17 protein-coding genes are annotated in these 15,125 nt (G+C 73.7%); 6 read left to right on the forward strand and 11 right to left on the reverse strand.

Going from position 1 to position 15,125, the window contains the following annotated elements; genetic code table 11:
• Positions 1-22: 22 nt before the first annotated feature.
• The 4 genes from ACGFI1_RS31070 (at position 23) to ACGFI1_RS31085 (ending at position 4,826) form a co-directional block, all read left to right on the forward strand.
• A complete protein-coding gene (locus ACGFI1_RS31070; protein WP_392790500.1) occupies positions 23-3,079 on the forward strand; it encodes a BTAD domain-containing putative transcriptional regulator in 3,057 nt (1,018 codons plus the stop codon).
• On the forward strand, positions 3,076-3,963 hold the full coding sequence (locus ACGFI1_RS31075; protein WP_392790503.1) for an arylamine N-acetyltransferase family protein: 888 nt from the start codon (positions 3,076-3,078) through the stop codon (positions 3,961-3,963). The genes ACGFI1_RS31070 and ACGFI1_RS31075 overlap by 4 nt, the downstream gene beginning before the upstream one ends.
• Before the next feature lie 62 nt (positions 3,964-4,025).
• Positions 4,026-4,577, forward strand: coding sequence for a hemerythrin domain-containing protein (locus ACGFI1_RS31080; protein ID WP_171069312.1), 552 nt, complete (start codon positions 4,026-4,028; stop codon positions 4,575-4,577).
• Positions 4,578-4,637: 60 nt separating this feature from the next.
• Positions 4,638-4,826 carry a hypothetical protein gene (locus tag ACGFI1_RS31085; protein ID WP_138640053.1) on the forward strand — a complete coding sequence of 63 codons (189 nt, stop codon included), beginning with the start codon at positions 4,638-4,640 and terminating at the stop codon, positions 4,824-4,826.
• 22 nt (positions 4,827-4,848) lie between these two features.
• Here ACGFI1_RS31085 and ACGFI1_RS31090 read toward each other — a convergent pair whose 3' ends face one another.
• From ACGFI1_RS31090 to ACGFI1_RS31100, 3 genes are all read right to left on the reverse strand, one after another.
• Positions 4,849-5,625, reverse strand: a complete 777-nt coding sequence (locus ACGFI1_RS31090) for an MgtC/SapB family protein (RefSeq protein WP_240808355.1) — start codon at positions 5,623-5,625, stop codon at positions 4,849-4,851.
• A 91-nt stretch (positions 5,626-5,716) separates the two neighbouring features.
• On the reverse strand, positions 5,717-5,908 hold the full coding sequence (locus tag ACGFI1_RS31095; protein WP_364544302.1) for a hypothetical protein: 192 nt from the start codon (positions 5,906-5,908) through the stop codon (positions 5,717-5,719).
• Between the two features lie 11 nt (positions 5,909-5,919).
• The gene (locus ACGFI1_RS31100; protein WP_138640051.1) at positions 5,920-6,279 is read right to left on the reverse strand and encodes a DUF3140 domain-containing protein; all 360 of its coding nucleotides are present in this window, start codon (positions 6,277-6,279) and stop codon (positions 5,920-5,922) included.
• A 109-nt stretch (positions 6,280-6,388) separates the two neighbouring features.
• On the opposite strand from ACGFI1_RS31100, the gene ACGFI1_RS31105 reads away from it, so the two are divergent.
• Entirely contained in the window at positions 6,389-7,381 is a 993-nt protein-coding gene (locus ACGFI1_RS31105; RefSeq protein WP_392790506.1) for an aminotransferase class I/II-fold pyridoxal phosphate-dependent enzyme, read from the forward strand.
• Here ACGFI1_RS31105 and ACGFI1_RS31110 read toward each other — a convergent pair.
• Positions 7,368-8,216 (reverse strand): polysaccharide deacetylase family protein, encoded by an 849-nt coding sequence (locus tag ACGFI1_RS31110; RefSeq protein WP_392790508.1) that lies wholly within the window; start codon positions 8,214-8,216, stop codon positions 7,368-7,370. The genes ACGFI1_RS31105 and ACGFI1_RS31110 overlap by 14 nt on opposite strands.
• A gap of 126 nt (positions 8,217-8,342) precedes the next feature.
• Between ACGFI1_RS31110 and ACGFI1_RS31115 the strand changes: the two genes are divergently transcribed.
• Positions 8,343-9,176 carry a phosphoribosylaminoimidazolesuccinocarboxamide synthase gene (locus ACGFI1_RS31115; protein ID WP_392741148.1) on the forward strand — a complete coding sequence of 278 codons (834 nt, stop codon included), beginning with the start codon at positions 8,343-8,345 and terminating at the stop codon, positions 9,174-9,176.
• 37 nt (positions 9,177-9,213) lie between these two features.
• Here the strand turns inward: ACGFI1_RS31115 and ACGFI1_RS31120 are convergent, their stop codons facing one another.
• The 7 genes from ACGFI1_RS31120 to ACGFI1_RS31150 all read right to left on the reverse strand — a co-directional run bounded on the left by ACGFI1_RS31120 (position 9,214) and on the right by ACGFI1_RS31150 (position 15,046).
• On the reverse strand, positions 9,214-9,609 hold the full coding sequence (locus ACGFI1_RS31120) for a YccF domain-containing protein (protein WP_301173807.1): 396 nt from the start codon (positions 9,607-9,609) through the stop codon (positions 9,214-9,216).
• A 75-nt stretch (positions 9,610-9,684) separates the two neighbouring features.
• Positions 9,685-9,939, reverse strand: coding sequence for a thioredoxin family protein (locus ACGFI1_RS31125; protein ID WP_392790606.1), 255 nt, complete (start codon positions 9,937-9,939; stop codon positions 9,685-9,687).
• Positions 9,827-10,375: a MerR family transcriptional regulator gene (locus ACGFI1_RS31130; protein WP_392790511.1), complete on the reverse strand. Its 549-nt coding sequence runs from the start codon at positions 10,373-10,375 to the stop codon at positions 9,827-9,829. Before ACGFI1_RS31130 ends, ACGFI1_RS31125 begins: the two co-directional genes overlap by 113 nt.
• A 132-nt stretch (positions 10,376-10,507) precedes the next feature.
• Entirely contained in the window at positions 10,508-11,848 is a 1,341-nt protein-coding gene (locus tag ACGFI1_RS31135) for a carbohydrate-binding protein (RefSeq protein ID WP_392790514.1), read from the reverse strand.
• A 164-nt stretch (positions 11,849-12,012) separates the two neighbouring features.
• Positions 12,013-13,782, reverse strand: coding sequence for an FtsX-like permease family protein (locus ACGFI1_RS31140; RefSeq protein WP_392790517.1), 1,770 nt, complete (start codon positions 13,780-13,782; stop codon positions 12,013-12,015).
• Between the two features lie 5 nt (positions 13,783-13,787).
• Complete coding sequence (locus ACGFI1_RS31145) at positions 13,788-14,516, reverse strand: ABC transporter ATP-binding protein (protein ID WP_301173803.1); 729 nt, start codon at positions 14,514-14,516, stop codon at positions 13,788-13,790.
• Positions 14,513-15,046 (reverse strand): PadR family transcriptional regulator, encoded by a 534-nt coding sequence (locus ACGFI1_RS31150; protein WP_392790519.1) that lies wholly within the window; start codon positions 15,044-15,046, stop codon positions 14,513-14,515. Before ACGFI1_RS31150 ends, ACGFI1_RS31145 begins: the two co-directional genes overlap by 4 nt.
• Positions 15,047-15,125 lie beyond the last annotated feature (79 nt).

Consider the following 15,125-nt stretch of genomic DNA (forward strand, 5'->3'; position numbering starts at 1 on the left):
TAGCGGTGGCTACGCTGGCGCCGTGCGTTTCGGGGTGTTGGGGCCGCTCGCGGTGTGGACGGACGACGGGACGCCCGTCCACGTCCCAGAAGCGAAGGTCCGCACGCTCCTCGCCGTCCTGCTCACCGATCCGGGGCGTCCCGTCTCCGCCGACCGGCTCATAGACGCGCTCTGGGGCGACGCGCCGCCCCGCAACCCGTCCGGAACGCTCCAGGCCCGGATCTCCCAGCTGAGGAAGGTGCTGGACGGCGCCGAGCCGGGGGCACGGAGGCTGATCACGCTCCGTCCGCCCGGGTACGCGCTCGACGTCGCCCCGGACGCAGTGGACGCCGTCCGGTTCGCCGCGCTCCACGCCCACCCGGCCTCAGATCCCCTCGCCCGCAAGCGGCGTCTCGGTGACGCGCTGGCGCTGTGGCGCGGCCCCGCCTACGCCGACTTCGCCGACGCGGAGTTCGCCCGGCCGTCCATCACCGCGCTGGAGGAGGGCCGCCTCGCCGCGCTGGAGGCCCTTGCCGAGGCGCGGCTCGAACTGGGCGAGCACGCCGCAGTCGCAACGGAGCTAGCCGAAGCCGTGGCCCTGCATCCGCTGCGCGAACGGCTGCGCGCCGCACACCTGCGCGCACTCCACCGGGCCGGACGGCAGGCCGAGGCACTCGCTGGCTACCACGATCTGCGCGCGCGCCTGGCCGACGAGCTGGGCGTCGATCCGAGCCCCGAACTGGCCGCGCTCTACCAGTCGATGCTCGAAACCGAGGCCGTCCCGCCGCGAAGCCCAGCCCCCGCACCGCCAGCCCCGCTCGGCGAACTCATCGGACGCGAGGACGACGTCCGGCACGCCCGCGCGCTGCTGGCCGAGCACCGCCTGGTGACTCTGACCGGGCCCGGCGGCGTGGGCAAGACGAGGTTGGCGCTGGAGACGGCCGCGCGTTCGCTCGCCGACCATCCCGACGGCGTGTGGACGGTCGAGCTGGCCACGGCCGGCGACGTGGCCGGGCAGGTCGCCCGCGTGCTGGGCTTGCGCGACGAGTCTGCGGAGCGGCCGTTGGCCGACGCGCTGCGCGGGCGGCGGGTGCTGCTCGTCCTGGACAACTGCGAGCACGTGCTCGACCCGGTCGCGGAGCTGGCCGGGCGGTTGCTCGCGGATGCGCCGGGCCTGCGGATCCTCGCGACGTCCAGGGAGCCGCTGGGCGTGCCTGGGGAGCGGCTGCAGATCGTCCCGCCGCTCGGGCTGCCCGGCCCGGAGAGCGCACCGGAGGCGCTGCTGGATTCCGCCGCCGTGCGGCTGTTCGTCGCGCGGGCCGCCGCCGCGTCGCCCGGGTTCGCGCTCGACGCGGGCACCGCGCCCTGGGTCGCGTCGATCTGCCGGCGGCTGGACGGCCTGCCGCTCGCGCTGGAACTGGCGGCGACCCGCGTCCGCGGGCTCGGCGCGCGGGACCTGGCGGCGCGGCTGGACGACCGGTTCCGGCTGCTGGCGGGCGGGCGGCACGGCGGCCCGGCCCGGCAGCGGACGCTCCGCGCGGTGATCGACTGGAGCTGGGAGCCGCTGCCCGAGCCCGAGCGGCGGGCGCTGCGGCGCCTCGCCGTGCACGCGGGCGGCTGCACGCTGGACGCCGCCGAGGCCGTGGGCGATACCGACGCCGGCGTGCTCGCCCGGCTCGTCGACCGGTCCCTCGCCGTCCGGACGGAGGACGGCCGCTACCGGCTGCTGGAGTCGGTCGCCGCCTACAGCCTGGAGCGCCTGCGCGAGGCGGGCGAGGAGGACGAGTTCCGCCGCCGCCACGCCGCCCACTACACCGCCCTGGCCGAGCAGGCGGCCGAACAGCTGCGCGGCCCGGAGCAGGGCTTCTGGCTGGAGCGGCTCGACCAGGAGGCCGCGAACCTGAACGCGGCCCTGCACGGCGCCCCGGGGTTCCGGCTGGTGAACGCCCTCGGCTGGTACTGGTACCTGCGCGGACGGTTCGGAGACGCACGACGTGCGCTCGCCAAGGCACTCTCCACCGACCCGCAGGCGTCACCGGCCAGAACCGAAGCCGAGACCTGGCTGACCGCCTTCACCATGCTGGTCGGCGAAGGCACCGACTCCGAAGAGCTGCGCAGAGCCGCGCTGAAGGACGACAGGGATCCGCTGGCCAGGGCCAAGGCGGAGTGGCTTCTGAGTCACGTCCACTGGGCATACGGCGATCTGGCCGCGAACGAGGAACGCGTTGAGCGGGCCCTCGCCGTGTTCCGCGCGCGCGCCGATCGCTGGTTCACGGCCGCCGCGCTCGCGACCCGGGCCAAGTTCGCCCTGGGCCGCGGTGACCTGCCCGCCCTGGCGCGGGACGCCGCCGAGAGCATGGCGATCTTCGATGACCTCGGCGACCCGTGGGGACGGCTGGAGGCCGCCGACGCCCTCGCCCGCCTGGCCGAGACCACCGGCGACTACGACGCGGCGGCCCGGCACCTGCGGGACGGGCTCCGGCTCGCCGAGGAGCTGCGGATGTGGCCCGAGGTCTCCTTCCGGCTCGCCGGCCTCGGCCGCGTCGCGCTGCTCACCGGCGCCCTCGGCGAGGCCCGCGACCTGCACGAGCGGGCGCTCGACCTCGCGCGCCGGCACGCCGCGCGGTCCGCCGAGGAGTTCGCCGAGGTCGGGCTCGGGCTCGTCGCCCGGGTGGGCGGCGACCTCGACGCCGCCGAGGCCCATCTGCGGGCGCGGCTCGGCTGGCTGCGCGGCATCGGCGGGACGGCCGGCATCGCGTTCGTGCACGCCCAGCTCGGGTTCGTCGCCGAGGAGCGCGGCGACGCGCGCGCGGCCCGCGCCCTCCACACCGAGGGCCTCGCCGCCGCCCGCGCCATCGGCGACCCGCGCGCGATCGCCCTCGCGCTGGAAGGGCTCGCCGGGGCCCGCTCCCTGGCCGGCGAGCACGAGGGCGCCGCCGATCTGCTGGCCGAGGCGGCGGCGCTGCGCGCGGAGTCCGGCGCGCCGCTGCCCCCCGGCGAACGACGCGACGTCGACCGGATCGCCCGCCGGATCCGGGACGCGGGAAAGATCCGCGCCGCGTCCGGCGTTACCCCTGAAACCGGCGAGGGAGAGTCATGAGCGAGGATCTCGGTTACGGGTGGCAGGGCGAGCTGCTGGACCTGCCCGCCTACCTGGAGCGCGTCGGATACGACGGCGATCTGGCGCCGACCGAGGCGACGCTGCGGGCGCTGCACCGGGCGCACGTCACGTCCATCCCGTTCGAGAACCTGGAGATCATGCTCGGGCGGCCCGTCGAGATGTCGCTGGAGGCCGTCCAGGCGAAACTGGTCGGGCGGCCGCGCGGCGGCTACTGCTTCGAGCACAACCGGCTGTTCGCGGCGGTGCTGGAGCGGCTCGGGTTCGAGATCGCGGCGCTCTCCGGACGGGTCATGCTCGGCGCGGAGCGCCTCCGGCCGCCGACGCACGCGCTGCTGCACGTCCGTCCCCCGGAGCAGCCGCGCGACGAGCCCGCCTGGCTGTGCGACGTCGGGTTCGGCGCCGGGCCGCTGGAGCCGCTGCCGTTCACCGACGGCGCGGAGGCCGTCCAGGACGGCTGGGCTTTCCGGCTCCAGCGGGGCCGCGTCGCCACGGCCCCGCTGGGCCCCGACAAGGCCGACTGGGAGATGCACCAGCGCGGGGCGGACGGCTGGATCCGGCGGCACATGTTCGCCCTGAACGAGGTGTTCCGCGTCGACTTCGACGTGCTGAACTACTACGTCTACGCCAACCCCCGGTCGCCGTTCACCGCCCGCCCGTTCGTGCAGCGGTTCTCCCCCGAAGCCCTCCGCGTCCTCGACGGGACGACGCTGTCGATCACCCGGCCGGACGGCGCGTCCGAGTCCCGCGAGCTGGCCCCCGAGGACCTGCCCGAGACGCTCGCCCGCGACTTCGGGATCGTCCTGGACGGCGACGACGTCCCCCGCCTCGTCGATTTCGTCCGCGGCCGCGCCGCGCCGGCGTGAGCCAGGGTTGAACTCCGCCCTCCGGGTATCGCCTCCCTCGAACCATGACGAGGAGGATGACCATGGCCGAGAAGGCCGAGAACGTCGTCGACCTGCTGCTCGCGCAGCACGATGAGATCCGCCGGCTGGCGTCGACCGTGGAGAGCAGCCGCGGCGAGGCGCGCAAGCGCGCCTTCGACGAGCTGCGCCGGCTTCTCGCGGTGCACGAGACCGCCGAGGAGGAGATCGTCCACCCGTTCGCCCGCCATGCCATCGGCAACGGCTCCCATGTGGTCGACGACCGGCTGCAGGAGGAGAACGAGGCCAAGGGCGCCCTGGCCGAGCTGGAGAAGATGAACACCGACTCCCCGGACTTCGAGGAGAAGTTCGCCCGGTTCCACCGGGACGTGGAGGCGCACGCCACGCACGAGGAGCGCGAGGAGTTCCCGCGCATCCGGCAGGACGCGACGCCCGAGCAGCTGCGCGGCATGGCGGCGGCCGTGCGCGCCGCCGAGGCGGTCGCGCCGACGCACCCGCACCAGGGCACCGAGTCGGCCGCCAAGAACCTCGCGGTCGGCCCGGTGGCCGCCGTCGCCGACCGCGTCCGCGACGCCATCGGCAAGGTCCGCAGCTGACGATCGCCGGGGCGGCCCCGAGGCCGGGGCCGCCCCGCCCGGCCCGCGAGGAGGGGCGAAATGACCGACAAGAAGAGGGACGAGGACAAGCCGCTCGCCGACCGGCGCGCCGAGGCCGACGCGCCGCAGGAGGAGGACGCGGACTTCGCGGACGAGCACGCGCCCGGCCCGACCGACCCGCCGATCGCCGAGGCCGAGACCCCGGGCGGGGAGGACGACGGCTACAGCCCGCAGACGCGGGTCCCCTAGCGGCCCGCGCCCGGCCGGGCGGCTATTCCCGGTCGTCGTCGTGGTCGGCGCCGACCGTGACGCCGACGACGTCGTCCAGTTCGCTGAGGTGCGCGGTGAGGTCCGGGATCGAGCCGGTGCCCTCCAGCACGATCGACACCACGGCGTTGCCGAGCCGCCGCCGGTCGTCCGGCTCGCGGCGGTCGCGGCGCTCGTCCCGGCCGCGGTCGGAGTCGTCCGGCAGGTACTCGCGGTCGATGCTGACCTCCAGGATGACGAAGCCGCGCCGCGTGCACTCCATCAGGACCCGCCGCAGCGCGCCGCGCCCGTCCCGGTAGACGAGCCGCATGCGGGCGAGCCCCGCCGGGCGGAACCGCTCCAGCGGCAGCCGCCGCGTCACCGCGCTCAGCCCGTACACCACGAGGAAGTGGACGCCCGTCACCGCCACCGCGAGGATCGGCAGCCCGCCACCCGCCGCCATGCCGACCGCCGCCGTCACCCACACGACCGCCGCCGTGGTCAGCCCGCGCACCGCGTCCCGCCGGACGAAGATCAGCCCGCCGCCGATGAAGCCGATGCCGGACACGATCTGCGCCGCCACCCGGGACGGGTCGAGCGACACGTTGCCCGGCACGTCCTCGAACCCGTACTTGCTGACCAGCATGAACAGCGCCGCGCCGACGCCGACGAGGGTGTGCGTGCGCAGGCCCGCGCTCTTGTTGCGCAGCCCGCGCTCCAGCCCGATCGCGGCCGACAGCACCATCGCCAGCAGCAGTTCCCCGATCTGGACGAACCCCTGGCCCGGCGATAGCTCGATCACCTTTCGTCCCTACCCTCCCGCCGTGTCCCACAAGCCGCGCACGCGTGCGCGGGCCGCCCCGGTCGTCCACCGGGGCGGCCCGCGCGACCGCTCAGTCGGGGTGCGGCGGCCGCTGGCCCGGCGGGACCCCGCCGCCCTTGCCGCCGCCCTTCTTCCCCTTGTCGGTGCCGTGCGCGTGGCCCTTGCGCCGCGTCATCTTCGGGTCGGTGGCCTCCGGCGCCGGCTCCTCGGTCACGGCGGTCCGCTCCGACCGCCGCATCTCGGGCTGCTGCGGATTCGGCATGATCACGCCTCCTATGCGGTGGACGGCTCGGGCCGGAGCGGGTCGTGCCCCACGCTCATCAGCTCGTGCCGCCATCCGTCGTCCCGTTCCGCGTTCGGCGGACGGTTGTCGAGATGGTCCTCGACGAAGTCCACGACCTCCTGCATCAGCTCGGCGTCGCTCTCGGTGAGGTCGACCTTCCGCTTGCGCAGCACGTCGACCACGCGGGCGCCGAGCTCGTTCACCCCCGGGCCGGGGCCGGGCTCGGGGAACGCGTCCTCGCCCGAGGCGTCCGTGAGCAGCCACGTCCGCAGCTCGTCGGAGGTCATGTTGACGAGCCGGTGGAAGTCCTCCCAGGCCAGCTCGACCTCAGCCGGTATGCGATCGTTCATCGGTCACTCCCTCTCGGCCGTTCACGCCCCGCCCTACCCGTTGATTGGCGTCGCATTCGCCCTCTTTGTCCGCGCGTTACCCGGCGGGCGTCCCGGGAAGCACCCCGCCATGGACCACTCGCACGCCCCCGTCCTCGACGCCCTCGCCGCCTACCACCGCGAGGACCAGCTCCCCTTCACCCCGCCCGGCCACAAGCAGGGCCGCGGCGCCGACCCGCGCGTGCGGGACGTGCTGGGCGACGCGGTCTTCCGCTCGGACCTGCTGGCGATCTCCGGCCTGGACGACCGCATGTCGAGCGGCAAGGTCCTGGAGCGGGCGCAGGAGCTGATGGCCGACGCCGTCCACGCCGAGCAGACGTTCTTCTCGACGTGCGGCAGCTCCCTGTCGGTCAAGAGCGCCATGCTGTCCGTCGCGGGCCCCGGCGAGAAGCTCGTCGTCGGCCGGGACGCCCACAAGTCCGTCGTGTCCGGCCTGATCCTGTCCGGCGTCCGCCCGATCTGGGTGGACCCGCAGTGGGACGCGTCCCGGCACCTGGCGCACCCGCCGACCGCCGAGGCGTTCGCCGCCCGCCTCGACGAGCACCCCGACGCGCGCGGCGCCCTCGTCACCAGCCCCACCCCGTACGGGACGTGCGCCGACCTCACCGCGATCGCCGTGGCCTGCCACGACCGCGGCAAACCGCTCATCGTGGACGAGGCGTGGGGCGCGCACCTGCCGTTCCACCCCGACCTGCCGACCTGGGCCATGGACTCCGGCGCCGACGTGTGCGTCACGAGCGTCCACAAGATGGGCGCCGGCCTCGAACAGGGCTCGGTCTTCCACCAGCAGGGGAGCCTGGTCGACCCTTCCGTGCTGAAGGCCCGCGAGGACCTGCTCGGCACCACCAGCCCCTCCGTCCTGCTCTACGCGGGGCTGGACGGGTGGCGGCGGCAGATGGTCGAGCACGGCCACGCGCTGCTCCAGGACGCGCTCCACCTGGCCTCCCGCGTCCGCGCGGAGATCTCCGCGATCTACCTGCGCTCCGGCGTGTCCGCCGGGATGGTCGTGCCGGACGCGGCCGACTCGTCCCTCAAGAGCGTCCGGGTGTTCATTGAGGAGTGACGCGAGTGACGTAGTCCTCAAGGCGTGCGACGGCGAAGCCCTGCCGCCGGATGCGCTTCAGCATGTTGGCGAACATCTCCGTCATCGTCGCGCCCTTGAGCTGCTCCGGGCCCCGGAAGTGGGCCAGCAGGATGTCACCGGGGTGCAGCTTCTTGTTGAGGTCGTCGTACTGCATGTCGTGGATCTGCATGGACGCCCGCCACATGACGATCCCGTCGATGCCGCACTCGCGGGACGCCTGCTGCGTGGCCCAGTTCCAGCGTCCGAAGGGCGGCCTGAGCAGGGTGGGTCTCGTCCCGTACTGCTTGGCGAGAACCTTCTGGGCGCCGCAGATCTCGCGCTTCTGGCCGTCCAGCCCCAGGGTCGGCAGGACGGGATGGGTCATCGTGTGGTTCTGGACGTGGTTCCCCAGCGCCTGCAAGGGCTTGAAGTAGCCGTAGTCGTCCTGGATGACGTTGTCGGTGAGGAACATGGTGACGGGCACCCGGAGGTCAGTCAGCATCTGGACGAACCGGGGGTCCTTCTCCTGCCCGTCATCGATCGTGATGAAGACGACACGCTGATCGGTCGGGACCTTGTCGAAGACCGTCACGGGCCCTTCGCCGCCGAGCTTGAGCGGCCTCTCCGGCGGCGGGGCGGGCGCGGACGGCAGCGGCTTGAGGCCCCACTTCGCCCACTCGGCCGCCTCGTCCCGGGCGGCCGGCGTCGCGGCCGGCGCCGGCTCCCGCTCCGCCGGCGGGGCGGCGCCGCCGTCCCGCCCGGACGCCTCGCAGCCCTTGGCCCCCAGCAACGCCAGCAGCACCGCTGCGGCGACGGCCGCACGCAACGCCCCCACAGCCCGAAAAGCCCGCACCCCGGAGCCTCCCCCACCCGACTGATCAGAACCTATCGGCCCTCGTGGGGGCGCCGGGCGGCACTGTGCCAGACTCCTACCGGGCAGGACCGCTAGCTGAGGAGCGACATGGAGCTGATCCACTCGGGGAAGGTCAGGGACGTCTACGCGGACGGCGACGAGCTGATCCTGGTGGCGTCCGACCGGGTGAGCGTCTACGACGTCGTCCTGCCCACGGAGATCCCCGACAAGGGCAAGATCCTGACGCAGCTGTCGCTGTGGTGGTTCGAGCAGCTCGCCGACGTCATCCCGAACCATGTCGTGTCGGCGACCGACGTGCCGGACGAGTGGGCCGGCCGCGCCATCCGCTGCCGCCGCCTCACCATGCTCCCCGTCGAGTGGATCGCCCGCGGCCACCTCACCGGCCTCGGCCTCAAGGAGTACGAGAAGAACGGCACCGTCTCCGGGATCGCGCTGCCGGAGGGCCTGGTCGACGCCTCCCGCCTCCCCGAGCCGATCTTCACCCCGACGACGAAGGCCACCGAGGGCCACGACGAGTTCATCACCTACGCCGACGTCGTCCGCGAGATCGGCGCGGACACCGCCGCCCGCCTCAAGGACGTCACGCTGGAGATCTACCGGCGCGGCGCCGCCCTCGCCGCCGAGCGCGGCATCATCATCGCCGACACGAAGCTGGAGTTCGGCCGGGCCGCCGACGGCACGCTCGTCCTCGGCGACGAGGTCCTCACGCCCGACTCGTCCCGGTTCTGGCCGGCCGACGAGTGGGAGCCGGGCCGCCCGCAGCACTCGCTCGACAAGCAGTTCGTCCGCGACTGGAGCAGCACCCTCGACTGGGACCGCACCCCGCCCGGCCCCGCCATCCCGCAGGACGTCGTCGACGCCACCCGCGCCCGCTACACCGAGGTCTACGAGCGGCTGACCGGCACTCCCTGGACGTCCTGACCTTCGGGCCGGGGAGCGGGCGCCCGGGGGCCGGGGGTCAGAAGGCCGGCCCCTGCGCGTCGCGGGACGAGACGATCTCGTGGCCGAGCGGCAGCAGCGAGATCGGGATCAGCTTGAAGTTGGCGATCCCGAACGGGATGCCGATGATCGTGATGCACAGCAGCAGGCCGGTGAACAGGTGGCCGAGCGCCAGCCACCACCCGGCCACGATGATCCAGATGATGTTGCCGAGCATCGAGCCCGCGCCCGCGCCCCGCTTCGGGACGGTCGTCCGGCCGAACGGCCACAGCGCGAACGCCGCAATGCGGAACGAGGCGATCCCGAACGGGATCGTGATGATCAGGATGCAGCAGATGATCCCGGCGATCGCGTAGCTCACCGCCATCCAGAAGCCCGCCAGGACCAACCAGATCACGTTCAACAGCGTGCGCACGGCGCCCTCCCGACGGTAATGGACCCGTCACGAGCATAGGGGGCGCCGTGCTCGAACGTGATCAGCACACGGGGGTCAGATGTGGCCGTCGAGCGCGGCCAGCAGCTGCCGCTTGGGCTTCGCGCCGACGATCTGCCGGACGACCTCGCCGTCCCGGTAGAGGTTCAGCGTGGGGAAGCCCATCACGCCGTACCGGGACACGATGTCCGGGTGGTCGTCACCGTTGATCTTCGCCACGGCCAGCCGGTCGCCGTGCTCGGCCTCGATCTCCGCCAGGATCGGCGCGATCATCCGGCACGGCGGGCACCAGTCCGCCCAGAATTCGACCAGTACCGGCTTGCCGCCGCCGAGCACGTGCCGGTCGAAGTTCGCGCTGGTCAGTGTGATCATTCGTCGCCTCCGGTGCGAGCGCGCACCCCGGGCAGGCGCGCGTCAACTGGTCGGCCACGTCCGCGCGGAGCCGGATCAGGGCGCGGATCTCCGCGTCGATCTCCGCCAGCTTCCGCCGGTACACCGCGACGGACTCGGGGCAGGCGGCGCCGTCGGCGTGCCCGGCGCGCAGGCAGTCGACGAACGGCCGGGTGTCGTCCAGGGTGAACCCGGCCGCCAGCAGCGACCGGATCTCGGCGACGAGCCGCACGTCGGACTCCTCGTACTGCCGGTACCCGTTGGACGCCCGCCGCGCCCGCAGCAGCCCCTGCTGCTCGTAGTAGCGCAGCGTGCGGGTGCTGACGCCCGCGCGCTCGGCGAGTTCCCCGATCCGCATCCGCCCTCCTCCGTGGCCGATCGCGACGCTATGCCCTGACACCGGCGTCAAGGTCAAGCCCGGCCTCGGAGCCGGGGCGGGGGCGGGCCCGGCGGCGCGGTGCCGGGCCCGCCCCCGTCCTTCACCGGGCCGTCACCGGCCCTGGAGACCGCGGACGTTGTCGCCGAACGTCCAGCCCTTCGAGCCGTCCCAGTTGATGGACCAGGTCATCAGTCCCTTCAACTGGCCGTTGAAGCGGTTCCATGCCTGGCCGACGAGGCCGGTCGACATGTAGCCGCCGCCGGCGCCCGGCTGCGCGGGCAGCCCCGGCACCTGCTTGTCGTACGGCACCCGGATCGTGGTGCCCTGAACGACGAGCCCGTTGTTCAGGCACTCGGTCTGCTTCACGAAGCCCTCGACCGTCCCGGCGGAGTAGGAGTCGCCCGAGCACCCGTACATGCTGCCGTTGTAGTACTGCATGTTCAGCCACCACAGCCGGCCGTTGTCCGCGTACTTCTTGATGATCGGCAGGTAGGCGCCCCAGATGGAGCCGTAGGTCACGCTGCCGCCGGTCACGTACGCGGTCTCGGGCGCCATCGTGAGCCCGAAGTTGGACGGCATCTGCGCGAGCACGCCGTCGATGATGCGGATCAGGTTGGACTGCGACGCCGACAGCTGCCCGATGCTGCCGCTGCCGGTCAGGCCCGTCTCGATGTCGATGTCGATGCCGTCGAAGTTGTACCGCTTCAGGATCGGCACGACCGTCGCGACGAACCGGTCCGCGACGCTGCTGGAGCTGAGGTCGATGCCGGCGGCGGCGCCGCCGATCGACATCAGGATCGTCGCGCCGGCGGCCTTCGCCGCGCACATCTCGGCGGGCGTGGCGACCTTGACCGTGGAGTCCATGCCGTCCTCCCACAGGACGGTGCCGTCGGACCGGATCACGGGGAACGCCGCGTTGATGACGTTGTAGCCGTGCTGCTTGATGACGGGGTTGTCGATGGGCGTCCAGCCGAACGGCGGGTGCACGCCGTTGGACGAGCCGTCCCAGTTCTCCCAGTACCCCTGCAGCACCTTGCCCGCGGGCCGCGACTTGACCGCGCAGGTCTCGTCCCCGGGCGGCTGAGTGGTCGGCGGTGTCGTGGGCGGCGTGGTCGGGGGCGTGGTGGGCGGCGTGGTCGGCGGTGTGGACCCGTCGCACGCGCCGAGGTCGCGCCACAGCGTGGGCGTGGACGCGGGGTTCCAGTTCGCGCCGGGGTAGGCGGTGTGGGCGACGATCGCCTCGTAGCCGTGGGCGCTGTAGGTGACCTTGTCACCCGCCTTGTAGCTGGTGCCCTCGGCCCAGGCCGGATACGTGCAGGCGACCAGGACGTTGGGCTGCGCGGACGACGGCGCGGAGAGCACCACCACCGCGCCGAGCGACAGGACCAGCGCCGCCAGCGCCGACGCCAGCGCCGCGACGGCGGGGGACCATCGCTTGTACGTGGTTCTCACGGAACGACTCCTCCAGAACGGGGACAAGAGGAGCCGGTGCAGAGCCAAACAAGTCCCGCGGACGGGACTCTCCCAGGCGCAAGGCGCATACGACCGGCGTGGACGCCACAAGCAGACTAACCGCCCGGCCCCGCCCCGTGAAGACCGTTGATCCGGGCTCCTGCTCAGGACGCTTCGGCGCTGAGCGTCCGGGCGATGGACCGGCGGGCCGCGAGGCGGGCGGGGACGGCGGTGAGCGCCGCCGTGACGGGAAGCGCCGCGAGCGCGGCCGCGAACAGCACCCAGGTGGGAGGCATGGGCGTCTCGCCGGAGCTGAAGAGCCAGCACACGAACATGCCGAGGGGAACGCCCGCGAGGGCACCCGGCAGAGTCGGGAGGAGCTGCGCGACGGAGAGCCCGGCCGTGATCTGACCTGGCGTGGCACCGAGCGTCCGCGCGACCGCCATGGTCGGACGGGCTTCGAGCGCGGTCGTCCACGTGACGGTGACGGTGTTGACGGCGGCGAGCGCGATCAGCCCGATGGTGACGGCCAGGAGCATGTGGCGGCCCTGCTCGACCCGCACGTTGCCCAGGTCGGACGACCCAAGCCCGTAGCTGAAATCGGGCTGCGCGTGGAGGATCAGCAGGGCGGTCAGTCCCATCACGGTGACCGCGATGCTGGACGCGTGCAGCACCGCGCGCCCCGGACGGCGGGCGATCAGCCGCAGCCCGAGCAGCAGCGGAGTCGGCAGCAGCGCCGACACGCGGGTCAGCCGGGACCGGTGCGGGGGCCGCTGGGCGGAGTCGGCCAGCGCGGCGACGGTCGGGGTGCGCAGCGCCCGCAGGGTCGGGCCGAGGGTGGTGAAGCCGGCCATGGCGAGCGCGACGACCGTCGTGAAGAAGGCGGTGTCGGCGGACGGGCCCGCGGACGCGCTGAGCAGGCTCGCGGTGGGGTTGGCCGCCACCGGCACGGCCAGCCGCGCGATCCCGAGCCCGAGCGCGTCGGCGGCCAGCGCGACGGCCAGGTACTCGGCGAACAGGACGGCGGCGATGAGGCCGGGCGCCGCGCCGACGGCCTTGAGCAGCCCGACGCGGCGGGTCTGCTTGGCGGCGCGTCCCGCGGCGAGCACGGCCACGCCGGCGACGGCCAGGAAGCTGAGCAGCCAGCTGCCGATGACCAGGATGGGCTGGCTGTCCCTGAGGACCCTCGCGTCGTGCCCGGCCATGAACTGCCAGCTGAAGGGGCGCACCGCGGGGTCACTGTGGGCGGCCATGAAGTCGCCGGTGGCGGCGGGGTCGCGCAGCTTCAGGTAGATGAGCGAGGTCACCTCCAAGCGCTCGGCCGCCGCCAGCGCGCGGGCCTCGGATTCGCCCATCCAGACCAGGCCGCTGTAGTCCACCGGGCCGTCGCCCGGCCCGATCAGCTGCGCACCCGGGTAGACGTTGCTCGCCGCGGTCACGGCCGTCCCGACGACGGGAAGCGAACGGCCCGCGACGGTGACGCGGTCGCCGGCGCGGACGCCCAGGGCGGCGGCGAAGCCCCGCTCGACCACGACGCCGCCCGGACGCACCCAGGTACCGGACGTCACCAGCGGGCGGTCGACCGGGCCAGGTGACGCGGGGGCGCCCAGTACCACGGCGCGCGACTTGAGACCGTGCGCCGCAAGGGTTGTGTAGTACTGGCGGTGCGGGCCGCTGTGAGCGACGACCTGCGGATCGTCCAGTAGCTCGGTCAAGGGGGTCTGGTCGGTGCCGGGGGTGAGCACCACCATGTCCGGCCCGGCCGTCGCCGCGCGCGTCTTCCGGTAGAGCGAGTCGGTCGCGCCGTGCAGCGACAGGCCCAGCGCCAGCGTGGCGGTGGCCGCGGTGATCGCGACGAGGAGCATCGCCGCCTGCCCGGGATGCCTGCGCAGGTCGGCCAGGACGAGGCGGAGCACCAGCAGGGCGCTGCCCATGGCGGTCAGCCGTCCAGCCCGAGGAGGCCGCCGAGCCCGCGGCTGCCCGCGAGGCGGGTGTCGTCGACGAACATGCCGTCGCGCATCGAGACCAGCCGGTCGGCGGTGGCCGCGACGCGCTCATCGTGCGTGACCAGCACGAGGGTCTGCCCGGCGGCGCGCAGGCCGTCGAACAGCCTCAGCACGTCGCGGGTGGCGGCGCTGTCGAGGTTCCCGGTCGGCTCGTCGGCCAGCAGGACGAGCGGCTCGTTCGCCAGGGCGCGGGCGATGGCGACCCGCTGCCGCTGCCCGCCGGACAGCTCCCAGGGCAGGTGCCGGGCGCGGTCGGCGAGCCCGACCCGCTCCAGCAGCTGGGCCGCGCGGCGGCGCGCCGCGCGCGGTGAGCGGCCGGCGAGCAGCGCGGGCAGCTCCACGTTCTCCGCCGCCGACAGCTCCTCCACCAGGTGGAACGCCTGGAAGACGAAGCCGACCGCCCGGCGCCGCAGCCGGGCCAGGCCCCGCTCGCTCAGGGCGTCGATGCGCCGGCCGTCCAGCCGGACCTCCCCGCCGGTGGGCCGCTCCAGGCCGCCGAGCATGTGCAGCAGCGTCGACTTCCCGCAGCCGCTGGGGCCCGTCACCGCCAGCACCTGCCCCGCCGGGACGTCCAGGTCGACGTCGTCGACCGCGCGGACCAGGCCGTGGCCCTGGCCGTGCTCCTTGCGCAGGCCCCGGGCCTGCAGCACGAACTCGCTCATGCGTCCTCGGTTCCGTTCCCGGCCCGCGACCACAGGCGCTCGCAAGCCTCCAGCCAGCGCAGGTCCGCCTGGAGCCGCAGCGCGACCCCCTCCAGCAGCAGCCCGGCGGTCGAGCCGTCCGGCTCGGCCAGCGCCGCCCGCTGCACGTCGGACAGCCGCCGCAGCAGCTCGCGGCGCTGCGCGTCCACCAGTTCCACCGGGTCGGCGAGCCGCGCCGCCGCGGCGGCGGCGAGCTTGAGGTGGAACTCCGCCAGGTTCGGCTTCGGCCAGGTCACCTCGGACAGCCAGGCCGCGACCCGCTGCTGCCCGGCCGGTGTCAGGGCGTAGACCTTGCGGTCCGGGCGGTCCGGCAGCCCTTCGGCGACCTCGCCGACGACGAGCCCGGCCTTCTCCAGCCGGGCCAGGGTCACGTAGACCTGGCCCGCGTTCATCGACTCCCCGAGTGGGCCGAGGGCACGCCGCAGGCGCGCGCGCAGGCCGTACCCGTGCGACGGCTCCTTCGCCAGCAACGCCAGCACCGCGTCCTGCATGCACCACCCCTAACGGCTAGGTAATAGATAGCGGTTAGCCATAGGACCGGTCAACACGAGACAGGTGATGTCCGGCCGT

It is taken from the genome of Actinomadura geliboluensis (genome assembly GCF_043197915.1).
Classification (GTDB): Bacteria; Actinomycetota; Actinomycetes; order Streptosporangiales; family Streptosporangiaceae; genus Spirillospora; species Spirillospora geliboluensis.

Coding starts and splice junctions, on each gene's coding strand:
- ACGFI1_RS31075 (WP_392790503.1), top strand. CDS start 3,076: ATGAGCGAGGATCTCGGTTACGGGTGGCAGGGCGAGCTGCTGGACCTG.
- ACGFI1_RS31080 (WP_171069312.1), top strand. CDS start 4,026: ATGGCCGAGAAGGCCGAGAACGTCGTCGACCTGCTGCTCGCGCAGCAC.
- ACGFI1_RS31085 (WP_138640053.1), top strand. CDS start 4,638: ATGACCGACAAGAAGAGGGACGAGGACAAGCCGCTCGCCGACCGGCGC.
- ACGFI1_RS31095 (WP_364544302.1), bottom strand. CDS start 5,908: ATGCCGAATCCGCAGCAGCCCGAGATGCGGCGGTCGGAGCGGACCGCC.
- ACGFI1_RS31100 (WP_138640051.1), bottom strand. CDS start 6,279: ATGAACGATCGCATACCGGCTGAGGTCGAGCTGGCCTGGGAGGACTTC.
- ACGFI1_RS31105 (WP_392790506.1), top strand. CDS start 6,389: ATGGACCACTCGCACGCCCCCGTCCTCGACGCCCTCGCCGCCTACCAC.
- ACGFI1_RS31115 (WP_392741148.1), top strand. CDS start 8,343: ATGGAGCTGATCCACTCGGGGAAGGTCAGGGACGTCTACGCGGACGGC.
- ACGFI1_RS31130 (WP_392790511.1), bottom strand. CDS start 10,375: ATGCGGATCGGGGAACTCGCCGAGCGCGCGGGCGTCAGCACCCGCACG.
- ACGFI1_RS31140 (WP_392790517.1), bottom strand. CDS start 13,782: ATGGGCAGCGCCCTGCTGGTGCTCCGCCTCGTCCTGGCCGACCTGCGC.
- ACGFI1_RS31145 (WP_301173803.1), bottom strand. CDS start 14,516: ATGAGCGAGTTCGTGCTGCAGGCCCGGGGCCTGCGCAAGGAGCACGGC.
- ACGFI1_RS31150 (WP_392790519.1), bottom strand. CDS start 15,046: ATGCAGGACGCGGTGCTGGCGTTGCTGGCGAAGGAGCCGTCGCACGGG.